Below are 19,575 nucleotides of genomic sequence, written 5' to 3'. Positions count from 1 at the left end.
GACTGCTCCTCAGCTGTTCTTGGCGACGAACTCGCGGACCGACTCGACGATGTAGTCGAGCTGGGCATCGCTCAGGCCGGGGTACACGCCCACCCAGAAGGTGTGCTCGGTGATGATGTCGCTGTTGGTCAGGTCGCCGACGATCCGGTGCGGCCGGCCGATGTAGGCGGGCTGCCGGGTGAGGTTGCCGGCGAACAGGCGGCGGGTGCCGATCTTCCGGCCCTCCAGGAAGTCGACCAGCGCGGCGCGGGTGAACGGGGCGTCCGGCTTGACGGTGATGACGAAGCCGAACCAGCTCGGGTCGGACTTCTGCGTCGGCTCCGGGAGCAGCAGGCCGGGCACGCCGTCCAGGCCCTCGCGCAGCCGGCGCCAGTTGCGGCGGCGGGCGGCGATGAAGCCGTCGAGCTTGGCGAGCTGGCTGAGGCCGAGGGCGGCCTGGATGTCGGTGCCCTTCAGGTTGTAACCGACGTGGGAGAAGATGTACTTGTGGTCGTAGCCGGCCGGCAGGTCGCCCAGCTGGTACTCGAACCGCTTGAAGCAGGTGTTGTTCACGCCGGGTTCGCACCAGCAGTCCCGGCCCCAGTCGCGCAGCGACTCCACGATCCGGGCCAGGGCCAGGTTGGAGGTCAGCACGCAGCCGCCCTCGCCCATGGTGAGGTGGTGCGCCGGGTAGAAGCTGACCGTGGTCAGGTCGCCGAAGGTGCCGGTGGGCTTGCCGTCGTAGGTGGCGCCGACCGCGTCGCAGTCGTCCTCGATCAGGTAGAGGCCGTGCTCCTTGGCGAGCTGGGCGACCTCGCCGACCTCGAACGGGTTGCCGAGGGCGTGCGCGATGATGATCGCCCGGGTCTTGGGGCCGATCGCGGCGGCCACCCGCTCGGCGGTGGTGTTGTAGGTGCCGAGTTCCACGTCCACGAAGACCGGGATCAGCCCGTTCTGCAGGATCGGGTTGACGGTGGTGGGGAAGCCCGCCGCGACGGTGATCACCTCGTCGCCCGGCTTGAGCGCCTTGTCGCCGAGTTCGGGCTGGCACAGGGCGGAGACCGCCAGCAGGTTCGCGGAGGATCCCGAGTTGGTCAGGTGGGCCTTGCGCCGCCCCAGCCGCTTGGCGAACGCGGACTCGAACTTGCGGGAGCTCGGTCCGGCGGCGATCCGCATGGTCAGTGCGGCCTCGACCAGGGCGACCCGGTCCTCCTCGTCCAGCACCGCGCCGGACGGCCAGATCTCGGTGACGCCGGGCACGAACTCACCGCGCGCCTGTTCCTGCTCCTGATGGAACTTGCGAACCTCGTCGAGGACGAGCTCCTTGTGCACGCTCATCGCCGCTCTCCTTCTGATCGGACGTCCGTTCGGGCTTCTCGCCGGTCCGGTCCAGCTTGCGGGCGGCTGCTGGAGCCGGACTCGACGGGCGGTCGGCGGCGCCCGGTGGGGCGGACGGCCCTGCCGGGCGAGGCCGTCGGGGCCGGTCGGCAGCAGGTCAGCGGCCGGGCAGCGGCCGGTCAGCGGCCGCCGGCCACCGTCAGGGACTCGCCGGTGACGTTGCCGTTGGCGGCCGAGCCCAGGTACAGCACCGCCCGGGCGACCTCCTCCGGGGTGCTGAGCCGGCCGCTCGGGGTGGCGGCGCTCTCCCGGGTGCGGACCGGCTCGGGCAGGCCGGTGACCACCCGGTCGGTGGTGGTCAGGCCCGGGCAGACCACGTTGACCAGCACGTCGGTGCCGGTCAGGTCCCACATCAGGCTGCGGGCCAGGCCGTGCAGGCCGGCCTTCGCGGCGCCGTAGAACTCCTGGCCGCGGTTGCCGCCGAGCGCGTTGTGCGAGGAGATCAGCACGATCCGGCCCCAGCCGCGGGCCCGCATCCCGGCCACCGCGCCCTGCACGGTGCGGATGGTCGGCGCCAGGTTCTGCTGCACCACCGGCAGCCAGTCCTCCTCCGGCACCTCCTCGAACGGGGTGCCGGGGGTGCGGCGCCGGCCCCAGCGGACGGCGCTCGCCACCAGCACGTCCAGCGCGCCCCAGCGCTCCGCCACGGCGGCGACGGCCCGGCCGGGCGAGGCCGGGTCCTCCAGGTCGTAGGGCAGCGCGAAGGCCCGGTCGTCGGCGGCGCCGAGCTCGGCGGCCAGCTTCTCGGCCTCCTCCCGCCCGGAGCGGTAGGCCACCGCGACCCTGGCCCCCTCGGCGGCGTACGCCCGGGCCACCGCGCGGCCGATGCCGCCGGTCGCCCCGGTCACCAGTACGGTGCGGTCCCGCAGTCCCAGGTCCATGCCACTCCTCCGCGCGGCCGGGCTCGGTCGGCCGCGCCCGCTGCGGGCGCGTCCCGGCCGCCGGGCCCCGGCACGACCCGCGGGCGGCCGGACCACCGTCCTGCGGGCGGCTAGAGGTGCGCTCGGCCCGCGCCGGGGCGGGCCGGGGCGTCAGCGGGCGGCCACCGGGACCACCGGGTCGAGCAGGTCGCGCAGCGAGGTGTCCAGGTCGCGCACCGGGTGCCAGCCGAGCATCCGGGCGGCCTTGCCGATGTCGACCCGCTGCCAGTCCACGGCGCCGCGCTGCGGGGTGGCGTCGGTCTCCTCCAGGACGTCCACCGGCAGGCCGCTGAGCTCGATCAGCCGGTCGACCAGGCCGCGCACCGGGACGGCCTCGCCGCGGCCGACGTTGAACACCTCGCCGGCCAACCCTCCCCCGGGCCGGGCCAGCCCGGCGGCCACCGCGGCGTCCGCGACGTCCCGGACGTCGACGAAGTCGCGCCGGGCCCGCAGCGGGGTGAGCCGCAGCGGGGCCGGCGGCTCGGCGCCGGGGTCGACCAGCCGGGCCAGGTGCGCGGCGATCATGCCCAGCAGGCTGCCGGCCGGGGTGCCCGGGCCGGAGACGTTGACCACCCGGAGCACCACGCCGTCCAGCCCGTGGTCGCGGGCGGCCGCCAGGACCGCCTCGGTGCCGAGCAGCTTGGTGCGCCCGTACGGGGTGACCGGGGCGGGCGGGCGGTCCTCGGGGATGGCGATGCCGGGCGGGACCGGCCCGTACTCGTGGACCGAGCCGAGGTGCACCACCCGGGGGCGGCCGGGGAGCAGGCGGGCCGCGGCGGCCAGCAGCGCGGGCAGCTCGGCGTTGGCCAGCACCATCTCCCGCTCGGTGACGCCCCAGACCCCGCCGGCCGCGTTCACCACCACGTCGGCGCCCGCGTCGCGCAGCACCCCGGCCAGGTGCCCGGCGGTGCAGCCGGCCAGGTCCAGCCGGACGGGCGTGAACTCGGGCTCCCCCGCGCGGGCGCCGCGGGCGACGCCGTGCACCCGGGCCCCGGCCTCGGCGTAGGCCCGGCAGACCTGGCGGCCGACGAAGCCGGTGGCCCCGAGCACCACCACGGACCTTCCCTCAGCGGCCGCTGGTCGGCCCGCTCTCCACACCTCGGACTGGGACACCCTCGGCACCTCCGTCTGCATCGGCGCACGGCTCGCGCCGCGTGCTCCCCTCGTGGTCACGGCGCATGGTGGGACAGGCGGCTAGAGTCCCGGTCGACGCCCCGGGGGTCGGCCCGGCGCGCCCTACCGGTGCTCTAGTTCGGCTTCTTACAGTCCGCGGCCATGGGGATACAACCAACCGCGGTGCCCGACGCCTACCGGATCACACCGCGTCTGCGCCCCGACTCCCGGGGCAACTTCTTCGAGTCGTACAAACGCGACGAGCTGGCGGCGGCGACCGGCCACCTGTTCACCCCGCAGCAGGTGAACTACTCGACCTCCGCCCGCAACACGCTGCGCGGCCTGCACGGCGTCGCCTTCCCGCCGGGCCAGGCCAAGTACGTCAGCTGCGTGCGCGGCCGGCTGCTGGACGTGGTGGTGGACGTCCGGCCGGGCTCGCCCGCGTACGGCACGCACGTCACCACCGTCCTGGACGCCGCCGAGGGCACCGCCGTGTACGTGGCGGAGGGGCTGGCCCACGGCTTCGTCGCGCTGACCGACGACGCCTGCATCAGCTACCTGTGCTCCACCCAGTTCGTGCCCGGCACCCAGTTCGACATCCAGCCCTTCGACCCGGAGCTGGCCGTGCCGTGGGAGCGCTGGCTCGACGGGGAGCCGCTGCTGTCCGACAAGGACCTGAAGGCGCCGACGCTGGCCGAACTGGCCCGGCGCGGGGTGCTGTCCGGCTACGACGAGTGCCGCGAGCTGTACGAGCGGCAGCGGCGGGAGTGGCAGCAGCAGGAGCGGCGGCAGCGCTAGCGCCGGCGAGGACGCGGAGAGAGGGAACGAGATGCGTGTGCTGTTCACCACCTGGGCCGAACCGGGGCACCTGTACAGCCTGGTGCAGCTGGCCTGGGCCTGCCAGGCCGCCGGCCACGAGGTGCGGGTGGCGGTGCCGCCGGCCTGCGCGCCCGCGGTGGCCGGGACCGGGCTGATCGGGGTGCCGGTCGGCCGGGACGTCGCGGTCGACCAGATCAGGAACCGGGCCGACCTGGCGCCCTGGCGCAGCCCGGTGCGCTGGCCGGAGGGCTGGAACTCCCGCCCGGAGCTGCTGGACGACGGCCACCGCACGGTGCTGGCCGCGCTGCTGGACAAGCAGCTCGCGGTGGCCGGGGCGATGGCCGACGACCTGGTCGGCTTCGCCCGCGCCTGGCGACCCGACGTGGTCGTGCACGACCCGCTGGCCTTCGCCGGGCCGCTGGCCGCCGCGGTGCTGGGCGTCCCGGCGTTCGGGCACACCTGGGGCACCGCCGCGGTGATGCGGATCGAGGCCGCCGGGCCCGGGGACCGGCTGCTGCCGGGCTACCGGGAGCTGTTCGAGCGGTACGGCGCGGACCCGGAGCACGGCCCGTCCGCCTGGTTCGACCCCTGCCCGCCCCCGCTGCGGCTGCCCGACCCGGCGCCGCGCCGCCGCCTGCCGGTGCGCTACGTGCCGTACAACGGGCCGGGGCTGCTGCCCGGGTGGCTGCACGCGGAGCGCTCCGCGCCGCGGGTGTGCGTCACCGCCGGGGTGTCCGGCGGCAAGATCCGCCCGGACCGGCCGCCGGAGCTGTTCACCCGCACCCTGGCGGCGCTCACCTCGCTGGACGTCGAGGTGGTGCTCGCCGTCGGCGCGGGCCAGGGCGGGCAGTTCGCCGGGCTGCCGGAGCGGGTCCGGGTCGCCGAGTCGCTGCCGATGGCGGCGCTGCTGCCGACCTGCGCGGCGGTGGTACACCACGGCGGCTCCGGGACGGGCCTGACCGCGGCCGCGGTCGGGGTGCCGCAACTGGTGCTGCCGCAGGTGCCGGTGGCGGCGGAGATCGGCGAGCGGCTGGCCGCGGTCGGGGCCGGGCTGATCCCGGAGCCGGAGCGGCAGGACGACCCGGCGGGGATCGCCGCGGCCGTCGCCGAACTGCTGGGCGAGCCGCGGTTCCGCAAGGCCGCGGCGCTGCTGCGCGAGGAGATGCTCGCCGACCCCTCGCCGGCCGACCGGGTCGCGGTGCTGGAGGAGGCCGCGGCGGCCGGGTGAGCACCGGGCCGGTGCGAGAGCGCCAGCGGCGGCTACGGCGGGTGCGGCCGGTGCGCCAGCGGCGGGTACGGGGACGGCCGGGGCTGGCGGTGCGGGAGCAGCGGGTACAGGTGCGGCCGGTACGCGAGTGGCCGGGTGCGCGGGTGGCCGGTGCGGGTGCGTGCCGGGCCTGTGCGGGTGCGCCAACGGCGGGTGCGGGAAAGGCCGGTGCGCCAACGGCCAGTGCGGGCGTGGCCGGTGCGGGTGCGTGCCGGGCCTGTGCGGGTGCGCCAACGGCGGGTGCGCCAACGGCCGGTGTGCCAGCGGCCGGTGTGCCAGCGGCCGGTGCGGTCGGTGCGGGAGCGGCCGGTGCGCCAACGGCCAGTGCGGGAGCGGCCCCGACCTTTGGGTCGGGGCCGCTCCGGTGCGTCGGCTCAGCGGGTCAGGTCGACCAGTTGCTCGACGACCTCGGCCGGGCTGGGCTGGGCCAGCGACTCCTCGCGCAGCCGCAGGGCGGCGGCCCGGTGCGCCGGGTCCTCGACCAGGCCGAGGACGTCCTTGTGCACCCGCTGCCCGGCCGCCTCGTCGTCCGCCAGCTCGTTGAACGGGATGTGCCGGGCCGCACCGGCCCGGGCCAGGCGGTCGCCGGTGAGCATCTGCTCGGGGCGCGGGGAGAGCACCAGCTGCGGGACGCCGGCGCCGGTGGCGGTGGTCGCGGTGCCGCCGCCGCCCTGGTGGACGATGGCCGAGCAGCTGGGCAGCAACAGGTTCAGCGGCAGCATGGAGACCGCCCGGATGCCGGCGGGCTGCTCGCCGATCAGCTCGCGCTGGGCGGCGGTGACGGCGAGGACGACCTCCAGGCCGGCCGCGGCCAGCGAGTGCGCGGCCTGCTGGAGCGGCGCGGGCAGCGCCGACTTGGGGTCGAACTTGCCCGCGGTGACGCCCCAGGTGATGCAGACCCGGGGCGCGGTGGGCTCCTCGCGCAGCCAGTCCGGCAGCTCGCCGGGGCCGTTGTAGGAGACGATCCGGGTGTTCAGCCGGGTCGCCGGGGTGGGCAGGCGCAGGCTGGGCGGGCAGGGGTCGACGAAGACGCCGGTGCCCGCGTCGGGCTCGGCCCCGAAGCGCTCGAACAGCGCCCGGTAGCCGGGGCGGGCCGGGCCGCCGGGCGAGGTGTGCTCGCAGTCCAGGACGGCCGGGCTGCCCCACTGGTGGCTGGCCAGCGGGATGCCGAGCACCTCGGCGACCACCGCGCCGGCGTAGGTGCCGGCGTCCCGGACGATCAGGTCGGGCTTGAAGTGCCGGGCGTAGGCCAGCAGGTCCGGCACCATCTTCTCGGCGACCGCGCACTGCCGGTCGGTGAGCATGTCGAGCAGCGCGATCCGGTCCTCGTCGAGCTGGTCGAGGTGCAGCGGCCAGTCCGCGGGCCAGGGCTTCTGCGCGTGCCAGACCTTGATCCGGCCGCTGCCGACGGCCGGGGCGACCTCGGGGGCGGGGCCGACGGCGACGGGGGTGAGCCCGGCGCCGCTGACGTGGGCGGTGCAGTTCGGCGGGACGGCGACCCGCACCTCATGGCCCGCCGCCTGGAACGCCCAGGCCAGCGGGACCATCGGGAAGAGGTGGGACGGTGAGGCCCAAGTGGTGAAGAGGACGCGCACTGTTCTCCTCCATGCGCTCGATTCGGCGGACGACGCGTCCAGCGTCCCGTCCCCCGCTCGAACGGGGCTGGAAAACGGAGCGGGGCGCTCGGCCCCGGCGCGCGGCTTCGGCGCACGAACGGCTTCGGCGGACGGACGGCTTCAGCGCGCGGCGGCGAGGGCGGCCAGGTCGGCGACCAGGTCCGCGGGCGCCGGGGTGGCCAGCATCTCGGCGCGCAGCACGGCGGCGGCGGCGCGGTGGGCCGGCTCCTCCAGCAGCCGGGCGGCGGCGGAGGCCACCGCCGCCGGGTCGCGCTGCTGCTCGGCGGCGGGCAGGCTCAGGCCGGCCCCGAGCTCGGTGGTGCGCTCGGCGTGCTCGGCGGTCCACGGGGTCTGCGGCAGGACCAGCTGCGGCAGGCCGCGGCCGATCGCGGCCAGGCCGGTGCCGCTGCCCCCGTGGTGGACCACCAGGTCGCAGCCGTCCAGGAACAGGTCGAGCGGGGTGGGGTCGACCAGCCGGACGTTGCCGGGCAGCGGGCCGAGGGCCTCCCGGTGCTCGGCGCCGACGGTGGCCACCGTCTCGGTGCCGGGCAGCTCGGCCAGGCCGCGCAGCGCGCCGGCCAGCACCGCCGGGCCCTCCAGGGCGAGGGTGCGCAGCCCCAGCGAGACGCAGATCCGGCGCCGGTCCGCGGGGCGGGCGGCCCAGTCCGGGCGCACCCCGGTGCCGTTGCTGGGCACGAAGCGGACGGGGGTGGCGGGCGCGGCCTCCGGGTGCTGGAGGCTGGGCGGGCAGGGGTCGAGCACCAGGTCGGGCCCGGCCAGCCCGGACAGGCCGTGCGCGGCGCAGGTCGGCGCCAGTGCCTGCTGGACGCGGTCGAAGCTGCGGCTGCTGAACGAGTCGACGCCCCAGCGGTGGTGGACCACCGGGACGCCCAGGACGCCGCCGACGACCAGCGAGGCGTACTCCAGCGGGTCGGCCAGCACCAGGTCCGGCCGCCACTGCCCGGCCAGGTCGAGGGCGGGGTCGAGCACGTCCTCGACCCGGGCCCGCCAGCGCTCGGCGAGGGACTCCCACGGCGGCTCCCGGCGCGAGCCGCCCTCCGCGCCGGGGTCGGCCTCGCCCCGGGCGCGCCGCTCCCGGCGGGTCTCGATCTCGCGCTGCTCGTGCCCGATCACGGCGATCGGCAGACCGCCCTCCCGGGCGGCCCCGACCAGGTCGGGCTGGCCGGCGACCAGCACCTCGTGGCCGGCCGCCCGGGCCGCCCAGGCGACCGGGAGCAGCGGGAGCAGATGCGTGGGAACGGGGCTGGCCATCAGCAGGACGCGCACGGCGGTGTCCTCTCTGTCGGTGCTCACGGAGGGATCGGGGGTGTTCGGGGTGTTCGGGGTGTTCGGGGGCCGGACCGGCGGCGGGCGTTCAGGGGCCGGACGCGGCGGCGGCGGGAAGCGCGGGAGCGGGAAGCGCGGTGGCGAGGCCGCGCAGCAGCAGGTCGAGGCCGGCCAGGAAGGGTTCGGTGCGGTCGACGGGCCACTCGGTGAGCCAGTCGGCCATGTGCGGGAAGCCCTCGGCCCGCAGCGCGCCGGCGAGTTCGCGGGCCCGGGCGTCGTCCCTGGTGCGGGGGCCGCGGGCGTCCTCCTGGAGGGCGAAGCCGGTGATGTAGCTGAGCAGGGCGTCGCCCGCGAAGGCGGCGGTGGTCAGGTCGAAGCCGGCGCCGCGCAGGACGGCGATGATCCGTTCGGCGATCCGCATCGCGTTGGTCGGGCCGGGGGCGGCCTGGGCGGTGGCGACCAGCCGGGCGGCCTCCTGGTGGGCGAGCAGCGCGGTGCGGACGGCGACGGCGAGGCGGCGCAGTTGCTGCTGCCAGGGGCCGTGCGGCGGGGCGAGGCCGGCGACGACCTCGCCGAGGATCAGGTCGGCGACGCCGGCGAGCAGTTCCTGCTTGTTGGCGACGTGCCAGTAGAGGGCGCCGGGCCGGACCCCGAGCCGTTCGGCGAGGCGGCGGGTGGAGAGGGCGTCGAGGCCGGCCTCGTCGAGCAGTTCGAGGGCCGAGCGGACGACCTGGTCGCGGCGCAGGGCCATGGTTCTCCTCGGGTCTCCCCGCGCGCGGCGCGCGGGTGCCGTACGGGGCGTCGTGCGGACGGCATGCGGCCGGCACGTGGGCGGCACGTGGGCGGCATGCGGGAACGGCCCCCGGCGGGCCGGGGGCCGTTCTGGCGGGGTTCAGCCGCTGGTGGCGGGCTGCGGTGCGGTGCCGGTGGCCGGTCCCGCGCCGGTGCGGGCGGCGGTGGCGGACCCGGCCGGCCCGGCGGCCTCGTCGTGGACGACCTCGTGCTCCAGGTCGATGACGTCCATGTCGCTGATCTCCCGCAGCGGCATGTCCCGCAGGAAGAAGGAGAGCAGCAGGGAGATCACCAGGACGCCGGCGGCGACCAGGAAGACCCGGTCGGTGGCGTCGGAGAAGGCGCGGATCGCGAGGTCCCGGGCCTGGGCGGGGAGGGCGGCGAGCTTCTCGGCGTGGAAGCCGTGCTCGCCGGGGGCCTGGACGCCCTTGCCGTCGATGAAGGAGTCGTAGTTGACGGTGAGGATGGCGCCGAACACCGCGCCGCCGAAGGACTGGCCGAGGGTGCGGAAGTAGGTGGCGGTGGTGGTGCCGGTGCCGAGGTCCCGGGAGGGGACGGCGTTCTGCACGGCCAGCAGCAGGACGCTCATCAGCAGGCCCATGCCGATGCCGAGCAGGAACACGGCGACGGCCAGCAGCCAGTAGCTGCTGTCGGGCTTCATCAGGCCGAGCAGGGCGAGGCCGGCCACCGAGGCGGCGGAGCCGATGATCGGGAAGATCTTGTAGCCGCCGCGGGAGGAGATCATCCCGCCGGAGGCGATCGAGGCGCCGAGCATGCCGATGACCAGCGGGATCATGTGCAGGCCGGCCGAGGTGGCGGAGTAGCCGAAGACCACCTGGAGGTAGGTGGCGACGTAGATGATGCCGCCCATCATGGCGAAGCCCATCACGAACAGCATCGGGGTGGCGATGGCGACCACCGGCTCGCGGAACAGCCGCAGCGGGATGATCGGTTCGGCCGCCCGGGCCTGCCGCCACACGAACAGCGCCAGCAGGGCGACGCCGGCCGCGGCCAGGCCGAGGATCTGCCAGGAGCCCCAGGCGTAGCGGTTGCCGCCCCAGGTGGTGAGCAGCAGGATCGCGGAGGTGCCGGCCACGGCGAGCGCCGAGCCGAGCAGGTCGAGGTCGCGGCCGCGGGAGCGCTTGGGCAGCTTCAGGGTGAAGTGGACGACGGCCAGGCCGACCAGGCCGATCGGCAGGTTGACGTAGAAGATCCAGCGCCAGTTGGTGTGCATGCCGAACAGCGCGTGGTCGCCGGTCAGGTAGCCGCCGAGGATGGGGCCGAGGACGGTGGAGACCAGGATGACCACGGCGGCGATGCCCTGGAACTTCGGGCGGTCCTTGGGGGCGACCACGGTGGCGAGCACGATCAGCGAGACGCTGTAGAGGCCGCCGGCGCCGAGGCCCTGGATGACCCGGGCGCCGATCAGCTGGACCATGCTCTGCGAGACGCCGCACAGGGCCGAGCCGGCCACGAAGATGCCGGCCGCGGACAGGAAGACCCGGCGCGGGCCGAAGATGTCGGAGATCCGGCCGTACAGCGGCTGGGTGGCGGTGGACGCCAGCATGTAGGCGGTGATCAGCCAGGGCATCAGGTCGATGCCGGAGGCGGGGTCGAGGTCGCGGACGATCGGCAGCGTCGCGACGGCGACGATGGCCTGGTCGAGGGCGCTGAGCATGGCGGCCAGGATGACGCCGGCGACGGTCCACTTGACCTGTCGTGGTGTCATCAGGAACCGGTCGCCGACCGGGGCGGCGGCCCCCGCGGCGGTCGTCGGGGCACTCATGGGGTTCTCCATTCGGATGTGGCGGTGGTCGTCGCGGGTCAGCCGGTCGGGCCGGACGCGTCGCGGGGACCCGCCTGGACGGGGAGGTGGGCGGCCGGGTCGAGGATCTCGACCACGGCGGCGCCGAGGGTGATGCCGGCACCGAGGCCGACGACCAGGAGGTGGTCCCCGGCGGCGAGTTCGCCGCGCAGGAGCAGCTGGTCCAGGTCGAGCAGCGGGTCGCTGGCGCCCGCGTGGCCGAGGGAGCGGCCGATCTCGAAGGTCGAGGCGGACATCGGCAGGCCGAGCGGTTCCATGACCCGGTCCTCGGTGCCCTTGCCGCTCATGTGGGTGAAGGCGACCCGGGTGACGTCGGAGAGTTCGACCCCGGCCTCGTCCAGGGTGCGGCGGATCAGTTCGTCCTGGCCCTTGACCAGCAGGTCGCGGCCGGCGGCCACCGCCTCGCCGCCGTGGGTGCGGAACTCGACCATGCGCCGGACCAGGTCGATCGGCTGCTCCAGCGGGAGGTGGGGCGGGTACATCGGCTCCACGCCGCGGTGCATCTGCTCCAGGGCGGAGATGGTGACGGTGTTGACGGCGCGCAGCCGGGCGAAGCCGGGGCGCCGGGTGAGCACCACGGCGGTGCCGGCGTCCCCGAAGAGGAAGCCGGGGCACAGCCGCCAGCGGTCGGTGTTCGGGTGCGAGAAGTTGTCCGCCGAGGTGATCATCACGGACTGCCGGTCGGGGTCGGCGGCGAGCTGCCCGACGGCGAGCTCGAACGCGGCGAGCACGCCGGTGCAGGCCTGCCGGACCTCGTAGGCCGGGACCGGGCGGGCGTCGAGCCGGCGGGCGACGTAGGCGCCCGGGTGCCAGAGCTCCAGGCCCTGGTTGAAGACGTCGACGTGGATGAAGGCGTCGAACTCCTCGCCGCTCCAGCCGTACCGCTCCATCGCGGCGCGGCCGGCGGCGACCGCCAGGTCGACGGCCGGGGTGTCCTCGGCGACGAGCGCGCCGGTGAGGCCGTGCACGGCGAGCTGGTCGGCGTCGCACTGCCCCCGGGCTATCGCGTCCTCGGTGTCGACGCGGTCGGGAAGGTGGACGCCGAGCGCGCCCAGGTAAATATTCGGCGTGCGCACGTCAATTTCTCCTCGCTCCCGGGCGGCCCCGGCGCGCGACAGCGGTCGCCGGACGATGGCCCACCGAGTCTGCGGGCCGCCGCTCGGCCGCCGCTCGAGTCCGGGTGGAGCCCGCGCGCGGGGCGCCCGGGACGCGCCGTCACCCTTGCGGGGCTTGCGCGGTGCCGGGGCCGTGGCTAAATTGAACACTGACCAATTGGTCACCGTTCAATTTTCCGGGGAGTGTCGTCATGGCCGTCGCACGGAGCACCGCACCCGAGCCCGCGGGCTCGCCGACCGCCGGCGCCAGGCCGAGCCGGCGGATGATCTGGGCCCTGGTGGGCGTGGTGGTCACCTCGTTCCTGAGCGCCCTCGACCAGACCGTCACCGCGGTCTCGGTGTTCCCGATCGCCCGCGACCTCGACCCGGTGAACGGCGTCAGCCTGATGTCCTGGGTGATCGGGGCCTACATGCTGGGCTCCACCGCGACCCAGCCGCTGTACGGCCGGATCGCCGACATCTTCGGCGCCAAGCGGGTGTTCCTGTTCTCCGCCGTCGGCTTCCTGGTCGCCTCCGGGCTGTGCGGCGTCGCGCAGAGCATGGGGCAGCTGATCGCCTTCCGGGCCCTGCAGGGCATCGGCGCGGGCGGCCTGTACAGCGTGTCGCTGATCCTGATGGCCCGTTCGGTGGCGCCCAAGGACCGGGCGAAGTTCCAGGGCATCGCCGGCATCGTGATCCTGCTCGCGACCATCGCCGGCCCGCTGATCGGCGGCTTCCTGACCGGTGACCACACGGTGTTCGGCCTGCACACCTCGTGGCGCTGGATCTTCTACGTCAACCTGCCGATCGGCGCGGTCGGCATCACCATGGTCGTCACCCTGCTGAAGCTGCCGCACGAGCAGCGCTCGCACCGGGTCGACTACCTGGGCGCGCTGCTGGCCTCCGCGGGCACCGCCCTGCTGCTGCTGATGACCACCTGGGGCGGTACCGAGTACCCGTGGTCGGACCCGCTGATCTGGGTGCTGGGCGCGGGCGGCGCGGCGCTGCTGGGGCTGTTCCTGTGGCGGCAGGCGAAGGCCCCCGAGCCGCTGGTCCCGCTGAGCCTGTTCCGGGTGCGGACGGTCGCGGTCTCCGGTCCGATGCTGTTCGTGGTGGGCTTCGCGATGATGGGCGCGATCACCTACGTCGCGCTGTACCTGCAGCTGGTGAACGGCCTCAACCCGACCCAGACCGGCCTGCGGATGATGCCGATGATCCTGGGCATCCTGGTCTCCTCGATCGGCTCCGGCATCGTGATCTCGGCCCGCGACGGGCGCTACCGGATCTTCCCGATCATCGGCGCGGCGGTCTCCGCGGCCGGCCTGGGCGTGCTCGGCCTGCTCTCGGCGGGCAGCTCGTACTGGCTGCTGGCGGGCGGCCTGCTGCTGCTGGGCGCAGGCCTGGGCCTGCTGATGCAGGTGCTGGTGCAGGCGGTGCAGAACTCGGTGCCGAACGCCGAACTGGGCTCGGCCACCACCTCGGCGATCTTCCTGCGCACCCTGGGCCAGTCCTGCGGCGCGGCGGTGTTCGGGGCGATCCTGGCCAACCGGTTCGACGCCCGGGTGGCGCTCCACCCCGAACTGCCGGCCGGCCTCAAGCCGGAGGGCCTGGCGCACCTGGCCGGCTCGGCCCGGGACGCCGCGGTGGACGCCTTCACCGGCTCGCTGGACGTGGTGTTCCTGGTCGCCGCCGCGGTGATGCTGGTGGCCTTCCTGCTCTCCTTCCTGCTCAAGGAGATGCAGCTGCGCGAGATCGACGACTTCGAGGCGCTGGCCAGCGAGCTGGGCGACGAGTCCCTGGCCGGGGGCGCGGCGGTGGCCGGGAGCCCGGCGGCGGCCGGGAGCACGACCGCGGCCGGGGGCGCGGCGGTGGCCGGGCCGCGCGGCCCGGAGGACGACAGCGCGCCGAGCACCCTGCGGTGAGCGGCGCGGAAGGGCCCGGGGCGGTCGCTCGCCCCGGGCCCGGTCCGGTTCCGGATCAGCTCCAGTCGGGCACCTCGAGGATCTCCACCACCGCGGCGCCGATCGAGATGCCGGGCCCGACGCCCAGCATCAGCACCCGGTCGCCGGGGGCGACCCGGCCGGCCGCGACGATCCGCTCCAGGGTGACGAACTGGTCGCTCGCCCCGAGGTGGCCGAAGCCGCGGCCGAACTCCCAGCCGGAGCGCTCCATCGGCAGCCCGAGCGGTTCGATCAGCCGCTTGGCCACGTGCGGGCGGGAGTTGTTCATCGACACCACCCAGGCGACCTCGTCCAGCTGGGTGCCGGACTCGGCCAGCACCCGGGCCAGCACCTCGTCGCGGGCCTTGCCGAGCAGCTCCTGCCCGTCCGGCACCAGCTTCAGCTCGGCGAACTCCCGCACCCGGGCGCCGAAGTCGAGCGGCCGCCCGGCGGTGGCGCCGGGCGGGAAGAGCGGTTCGGCGCCGCGGTGCAGTTGCTCCAGCTGCGGCACCGAGACGGTGGCCAGCGAGCGCAGCCGGGCGAAGCCGCCGCGCCGGTCGATCACCAGGGCGACGCCGGCGTCGCCGAGGTACGAGCCGGGGTGGGCGGTCCAGCGGTCCACCAGCGGGGAGTCGAAGTTCTCCGCCGAGGTGAGCAGCGCGGCCGGGTGGGACGGGTCGGTGACGAGCCGGCCGATCGCCAGCTCCAGCGCGCTGAACAGGCCGTTGCAGCCCTGCCGGACCTCGATCGCGGGGACGTCGGTGCCGAGCGTCTCGCGGGCGATGTACGAGGGCGGCAGCCAGCCGTCCGGGCCCTGGTGGAAGACCGAGGCGTGCAGCAGGAGCCCGATGTCGGCGGGGTCGACGGCGCCGCGCGCGAAGGCCTGCCGGACGGCGCGGGCCGCGAGCTCCGGCGGCGCCACGTCCCCGGCGACCAGGGCTCCGGTGAGGCCGCCCTCCTCGGAGGACTGGGCGTCGGGGGCCGGCGGCGGCACGGACTCGGGCACGTGCGTCCCGAGCGCCCTGAAGAAGACGCTGTCGACCTGCACGGTTTCCTCCTGCGTACTGGGGGTTCCGGGCGGTGGGCCCCGGGCGCGTCGATTCTGCGGCGGCGGCCTCGAAGCCCCCTGGAGTACCGCTTCCCTACGATGGGACCCCTGGCCGCGCCCGTACCACGGCGCGGCGGAGAGAACGAGGTGACACCCGATGCCGCTGCAACGGACCGACGTGGTCGACGCCGCGATGAGGCTGCTGGACGACACCGGGCTGGACGGCCTGAGCACCCGCCGGCTGGCGACCGAGCTGGGGGTGCGCCCGGGCGCGCTGTACTGGCACGTGGCCAGCAAGCAGGACCTGCTGGACGCGCTGGCCGAGCGGGTGCTCGGCGAGGTGCCGGAGCAGGCCGGCCCGGCCGGTGCGCACTGGACCGAGCGGACCGCGGCGCTGGCCCGGGCGATGCGGGCGGCCATGCTGGCGCACCGGGACGGCGCCCGGCTGCTGGCCGGGGCGTCCGCGCTGGGCCCCAACCGGCTGGGCTTCGCGGAGCGGCTGATGGAGGTACTGGGGCACTCGGGCGCCCCGCTGGCGGCGACCGCCGCCGCGGGGGACGCCGTGATGAGCTACGTGACGGGCTTCGTGCTGCAGGAGCAGAGCAGCCCGCAGATCGGGCCGGAGGGCTTCGATCCGGACGGCGGGGACGGGCCGCGGGGGGCCGCGGCGGCGCCGTTCGACGCCGGGCGGTTCCCGCACCTGGCGGCCCGGCTGACCCAGTGGTCGCCGGACACCCCGCGGCAGACCTTCGCCGCGGGCCTGGAGATCCTGGTCGAGGGCCTGACGGTCTACCTGGGGAAGGCCGCGGCGGCCTGACGGCCCGTCCGCCCGCCCTGGCCGCGCAGCAGTTCGGCGGTGCGGAAGGCCAGGTCGACGGACTGGCTGCGGTTGAGCCGCGGGTCGCAGCCGGTCTCGTAGCGGCGCGGCAGGTCGGCGAAGGTGACCTCGTGGGAGCCGCCGACGCACTCGGTGACCTCCTCGCCGGTGAGTTCCAGGTGCAGGCCGCCGGGGTGGGTGCCGAGCGCCCGGTGCACCTCGAAGAAGCCGGTGACCTCGTCCATCACGTCGTCCAGCCGGCGGGTCTTGTGGCCGGTGGGGGCCTGCACGGTGTTGCCGTGCATCGGGTCGCACACCCAGGCGACCGGGGCTCCCGCCGCGGCGATCCGCTCGACCAGCCGGGGCAGCCGGTCGCGGACGGCGCCGGCGCCCATCCGGGAGATCAGGGTGAGCCGGCCGGGCTCGCCGTGCGGGTCGATCCGCCGGACCAGCTCCAGCACCTCGTCCGGTTCGGCGGTCGGCCCGATCTTGACCGCGACCGGGTTGCGCAGCGAGGCGGCGAACGCCACGTGCGCGCCGTCGATCCGGCGGGTGCGCTCGCCGATCCACAGCAGGTGCGCGGACAGCGCGTAGCGGGCGCCGGTGTACGGGTCGAGCCGGGTGAGCGCGTCCTCGTAGTCCAGCAGCAGCGCCTCGTGGCTGGTGAACACCTCGGCGGGGCCGCCGATGCCGCCGCCGCGGGCGCCGAAGGCGCGCAGCAGCCGCAGGGTGGCCTCGAAGTCGCGCACCGGGCCGCGGTAGCGCTCGCGGGCGGGCGAGTCGGCCACGAAGTCCCGGTTCCAGGCGTGCACCCGTTCCAGGTCGGCGCTGCCGCCGTCGCTGGCGGCCCGGATCAGCTCCAGGGTGCGGGCGGCGGTGCGGTGGGCGGTGCGCAGCCGCTCGGGGTCGGGGCGGCGCTCGTCGGCGGTGAAGCCGGCCCCGTTGACGGCGTCGCCCCGGTAGGAGGGCAGGGTGCGGCCGTCGCGGGTCTCGTGACCGCTGGAGCGCGGCTTGGCGTACTGGCCGGCCATCCGGCCGACCTTGACCACCGGCAGCGAGGAGGCCTGGGTGAGCAGCAGGGCCATCTGCTGGAGGGTGCGGACCTTGTCGCTGACCTGGCCGGCCGAGACGCCGTCGAAGGTCTCCGCGCAGTCGCCGCCCTGGAGCAGGAAGGCCTCGCCGCGGGCGACGGCGGCGAGCCGGTCGCGCAGGCGGTCGCACTGGCCGGCCGAGACCAGCGGGCGGGCGGCGGACAGGTCGGCCAGCACCCGGCGCAGCGCCACCGGGTCGGGCCAGTCGGGCTGCTGGTCGGCGGGCAGGTCGCGCCAGGAGCGGTGGAGGGTGCGGACGGGGGCTTCGAGCGGAACGGTCGTCATGGTGTGGGCTGCGCGGTGCGGGCCGGCGCAGCGCTCCTTCCTGTTCCTGGGCCTGGGGCCGGTTTCCGGAGGTCGGTCAGCGGGTGGCGGCGGTGCGGGTGAGGGCGGCGACGGCGTTGGCGACGAGCCGTTCGCCGACGCCGTCTTGGCCGCTCATCAGCGACTCGGGGTGGAACTGGACGGCGGCCAGCGGCTCGTCGCGGTGCTCGACCGCCATCGGCACGCCGTCCGCGGTCTCGGCGGTGATCCGCAGCTCGGCGGGCAGCCGGTCGGGCAGCGCGTACAGCGAGTGGTAGCGGCCGACCCGGAACCGCTCGGGCAGCCCGGCCAGCAGCGGGCTCTGCGGGTCGAGCACCCGGACCTCGGACGGCTTGCCGTGCACGGGCCGGTCCAGGACGCCGAGTTGGCCGCCGAAGTACTCGACCAGGCCCTGCAGGCCGAGGCAGACGCCGAACACCGGCAGGCCGAGCCGGCGGGCCTCGGCGATGGTCGCGCCGACCGCGAAGTCGTGCGGGCGGCCGGGGCCGGGCGAGAGCACCACCAGGTCGGGGCGGGTGCCGCTGAGCAGCGACAGGTGCCGGCCGGCCCGGTAGGTGTCGACGGTGGCGCCGGTGCGGCGGAAGTAGTCGGCGAGGCAGTGGACGAAGGAGTCCTGGTGGTCGATCAGCAGGATCCGGCGGCCCGCGCCGGGCCCGGCGGTGCGGGCGGCGGGCCCGGCGGCGGGGCGGCGCGGGCGCTCCTGGTCCAGCACCGCCAGCAGGGCGCTGGCCTTGAGCTCGGTCTCGGCCTCCTCGGCCGCGGGCACCGAGTCGTGCAGCAGGGTGGCGCCGGCCCGGACGGTGGCCACGCCGTCGCGGATCTGGATGGTGCGCAGGGTGAGCACCGTCTCCAGGGTGCCGTCGAAGCCGATCCGGCCGACCGCGCCGCCGTACCAGCGGCGCGGCGAGCGCTCCTCGCGCTCCAGGAACTCGACGGCGGCGAGCTTGGGCGCGCCGGTGACGGTGACCGCCCACAGGTGGGTGAGGAAGCCGTCCAGGGCGTCCCGGTCGGGGCTGAGCACGCCCTCGACCCGGTCGACGGTGTGGATCAGGGTGGAGTACAGCTCGATGCTGCGCCGGGAGGTGATCCGCACGGTGCCGGGCTCGCAGACCCGGGCCTTGTCGTTGCGGTCCACGTCGGTGCACATGGTCAGCTCGGACTCCTCCTTCACCGAGCCGAGCAGTTCGCGGATCCGCTCGGCGTCCTCGACGGCGTCCCGGCCGCGCGGGGCGGTGCCGCTGATCGGGGCGGACTCCACCACCAGCCGGTCGCGGTCGGCGCCGAGTTCGCGGCGCACCCGGACGAAGGTCTCCGGGGAGGCGCCGACCAGGTACTCGCCGCCGCCGAGGTTCATCAGCAGGCTGTGCGGGGCCGGGTTGGACTCCCGCAGCCGGCGGAACAGCTCGGACGGCGGGGCCGGGCAGGCCCGCCGGAACACCTGGCCGGGGACGACCTCGAACAGGTCGCCGGCCCGGAACAGCGGCATCGCCCGGGCCACCACCTCGGCGTACTCCCCCGGCCGGTGGTCGCGCGGCTCGTCCGGGACGCCCGGGCGGAACGCCGACTCCTCGTTCCCGCCGGGCAGTTCGGCGGTGCTCGCGCCGTCCACCGCGTAGGCGTAGCGGTGCCGGACGGCCTCGTCGCGGCGCAGGTCGAGTTCCAGGATCTCGTCGGGCAGATGCAGCACCAGGTCCCGGTCGGCGGCGGCGCGCTCCTGGCGGGCCTCGACCCGCAGCAGCTTGAGCACCAGGTCGTAGCCGAAGGCGCCGTACAGGCCCAGCAGGCGGTCGTCGGGGGCGGTGAGGGCGGCGGTCAGCGCGCGGACGGCGGTGAAGACGCCGGCCTGCCGGGTGCGGTCCTCCTCGCGGAAGCCGTCGGGGCCGGCCGGGATCCGGCCGTGCAGCCGGTCGGGTCCGTCGGCCTCCAGGACGAGGGTAACGGCCAGGGCGGTGCGCAGCGCGGGCAGCAGCAGCCGGCCGCGGGCGTTCAGGGCGTGCAGCTCCAGCCGGTCGCCGCGGGCGGTGAGGGCGAGCGGCGGGTCGACGTAGCCGACGGCTCTGTCGGCGCCCTGGAAGGCGAGCAGTCCGCTGCGCCCGTCGAGCGCGGCCTCCAGCCGGGTGCGGGCCAGGGCGGCGCTGCCGGCGGGTTCGGTGGTGCGGGTGATCCGGACGCCGGCGGGGGTGGTCCAGGACCACTGGCCGGCGGTGGGGGCGGCGGTGTCGAGCACGGTCATCGCGGTTCTCCT

Annotated in this window: 15 protein-coding genes; 4 read left to right on the top strand and 11 right to left on the bottom strand. The window is 75.6% G+C overall.

The features are described 5' to 3' along the window. Nucleotides 1-9: 9 nt before the first annotated feature. The 3 genes from rfbH to HUT16_RS23810 all read right to left on the bottom strand — a co-directional run bounded on the left by rfbH (nt 10) and on the right by HUT16_RS23810 (nt 3,353). Nucleotides 10-1,317, bottom strand: coding sequence for a lipopolysaccharide biosynthesis protein RfbH (gene rfbH, locus HUT16_RS23820; protein WP_176190121.1), 1,308 nt, complete (start codon nt 1,315-1,317; stop codon nt 10-12). A 179-nt stretch (nt 1,318-1,496) separates the two neighbouring features. Beyond that, the gene (locus HUT16_RS23815; RefSeq protein ID WP_176190120.1) at nt 1,497-2,258 is read right to left on the bottom strand and encodes an SDR family NAD(P)-dependent oxidoreductase; all 762 of its coding nucleotides are present in this window, start codon (nt 2,256-2,258) and stop codon (nt 1,497-1,499) included. Nucleotides 2,259-2,408: 150 nt separating this feature from the next. Further along, nucleotides 2,409-3,353: an NAD(P)-dependent oxidoreductase gene (locus tag HUT16_RS23810; RefSeq protein WP_176190119.1), complete on the bottom strand. Its 945-nt coding sequence runs from the start codon at nt 3,351-3,353 to the stop codon at nt 2,409-2,411. Between the two features lie 219 nt (nt 3,354-3,572). Between HUT16_RS23810 and HUT16_RS23805 the strand changes: the two genes are divergently transcribed. Together HUT16_RS23805 and HUT16_RS23800 are read left to right on the top strand one after the other, a co-directional pair. Beyond that, nucleotides 3,573-4,208 carry a dTDP-4-dehydrorhamnose 3,5-epimerase family protein gene (locus tag HUT16_RS23805; protein WP_176190118.1) on the top strand — a complete coding sequence of 212 codons (636 nt, stop codon included), beginning with the start codon at nt 3,573-3,575 and terminating at the stop codon, nt 4,206-4,208. Between the two features lie 31 nt (nt 4,209-4,239). After that, nucleotides 4,240-5,457 (top strand): nucleotide disphospho-sugar-binding domain-containing protein, encoded by a 1,218-nt coding sequence (locus HUT16_RS23800; RefSeq protein ID WP_176190117.1) that lies wholly within the window; start codon nt 4,240-4,242, stop codon nt 5,455-5,457. A 413-nt stretch (nt 5,458-5,870) separates the two neighbouring features. Here the strand turns inward: HUT16_RS23800 and HUT16_RS23795 are convergent, their stop codons facing one another. The 5 genes from HUT16_RS23795 to HUT16_RS23775 form a co-directional block, all read right to left on the bottom strand. Next, nucleotides 5,871-7,091 (bottom strand): nucleotide disphospho-sugar-binding domain-containing protein, encoded by a 1,221-nt coding sequence (locus HUT16_RS23795; protein ID WP_176190116.1) that lies wholly within the window; start codon nt 7,089-7,091, stop codon nt 5,871-5,873. Nucleotides 7,092-7,232: 141 nt separating this feature from the next. Continuing rightward, nucleotides 7,233-8,426, bottom strand: coding sequence for a nucleotide disphospho-sugar-binding domain-containing protein (locus HUT16_RS23790; protein WP_254897963.1), 1,194 nt, complete (start codon nt 8,424-8,426; stop codon nt 7,233-7,235). A 61-nt stretch (nt 8,427-8,487) separates the two neighbouring features. Beyond that, complete coding sequence (locus HUT16_RS23785) at nt 8,488-9,150, bottom strand: TetR/AcrR family transcriptional regulator C-terminal domain-containing protein (RefSeq protein ID WP_176190115.1); 663 nt, start codon at nt 9,148-9,150, stop codon at nt 8,488-8,490. 141 nt (nt 9,151-9,291) lie between these two features. After that, nucleotides 9,292-10,977: an MDR family MFS transporter gene (locus tag HUT16_RS23780; protein WP_176190114.1), complete on the bottom strand. Its 1,686-nt coding sequence runs from the start codon at nt 10,975-10,977 to the stop codon at nt 9,292-9,294. 38 nt (nt 10,978-11,015) lie between these two features. Next, a complete protein-coding gene (locus HUT16_RS23775) occupies nt 11,016-12,092 on the bottom strand; it encodes a ketoacyl-ACP synthase III family protein (protein ID WP_176190113.1) in 1,077 nt (358 codons plus the stop codon). 230 nt (nt 12,093-12,322) lie between these two features. Between HUT16_RS23775 and HUT16_RS23770 the strand changes: the two genes are divergently transcribed. Further along, entirely contained in the window at nt 12,323-14,032 is a 1,710-nt protein-coding gene (locus tag HUT16_RS23770; RefSeq protein WP_176190112.1) for an MDR family MFS transporter, read from the top strand. Nucleotides 14,033-14,087: 55 nt separating this feature from the next. Here the strand turns inward: HUT16_RS23770 and HUT16_RS23765 are convergent, their stop codons facing one another. Next, a complete protein-coding gene (locus HUT16_RS23765) occupies nt 14,088-15,098 on the bottom strand; it encodes a ketoacyl-ACP synthase III family protein (RefSeq protein ID WP_176190111.1) in 1,011 nt (336 codons plus the stop codon). Nucleotides 15,099-15,255: 157 nt separating this feature from the next. On the opposite strand from HUT16_RS23765, the gene HUT16_RS23760 reads away from it, so the two are divergent. Then, complete coding sequence (locus HUT16_RS23760; protein WP_176190110.1) at nt 15,256-15,915, top strand: TetR/AcrR family transcriptional regulator C-terminal domain-containing protein; 660 nt, start codon at nt 15,256-15,258, stop codon at nt 15,913-15,915. On the opposite strand, the gene HUT16_RS23755 is transcribed toward HUT16_RS23760, so the two are convergent. Continuing rightward, nucleotides 15,888-17,291, bottom strand: a complete 1,404-nt coding sequence (locus HUT16_RS23755) for a class II 3-deoxy-7-phosphoheptulonate synthase (RefSeq protein ID WP_176190109.1) — start codon at nt 17,289-17,291, stop codon at nt 15,888-15,890. The two genes, HUT16_RS23760 and HUT16_RS23755, sit on opposite strands and share 28 nt — an antisense overlap. A 76-nt stretch (nt 17,292-17,367) precedes the next feature. After that, nucleotides 17,368-19,563, bottom strand: a complete 2,196-nt coding sequence (locus HUT16_RS23750; protein WP_176190108.1) for an anthranilate synthase component I — start codon at nt 19,561-19,563, stop codon at nt 17,368-17,370. Nucleotides 19,564-19,575 lie beyond the last annotated feature (12 nt).

Origin of the sequence: Kitasatospora sp. NA04385, assembly GCF_013364235.1 — a bacterium.
Taxonomy (GTDB): domain Bacteria; phylum Actinomycetota; class Actinomycetes; order Streptomycetales; family Streptomycetaceae; genus Kitasatospora.
This window is presented reverse-complemented; position numbering and strand designations above follow the sequence as displayed.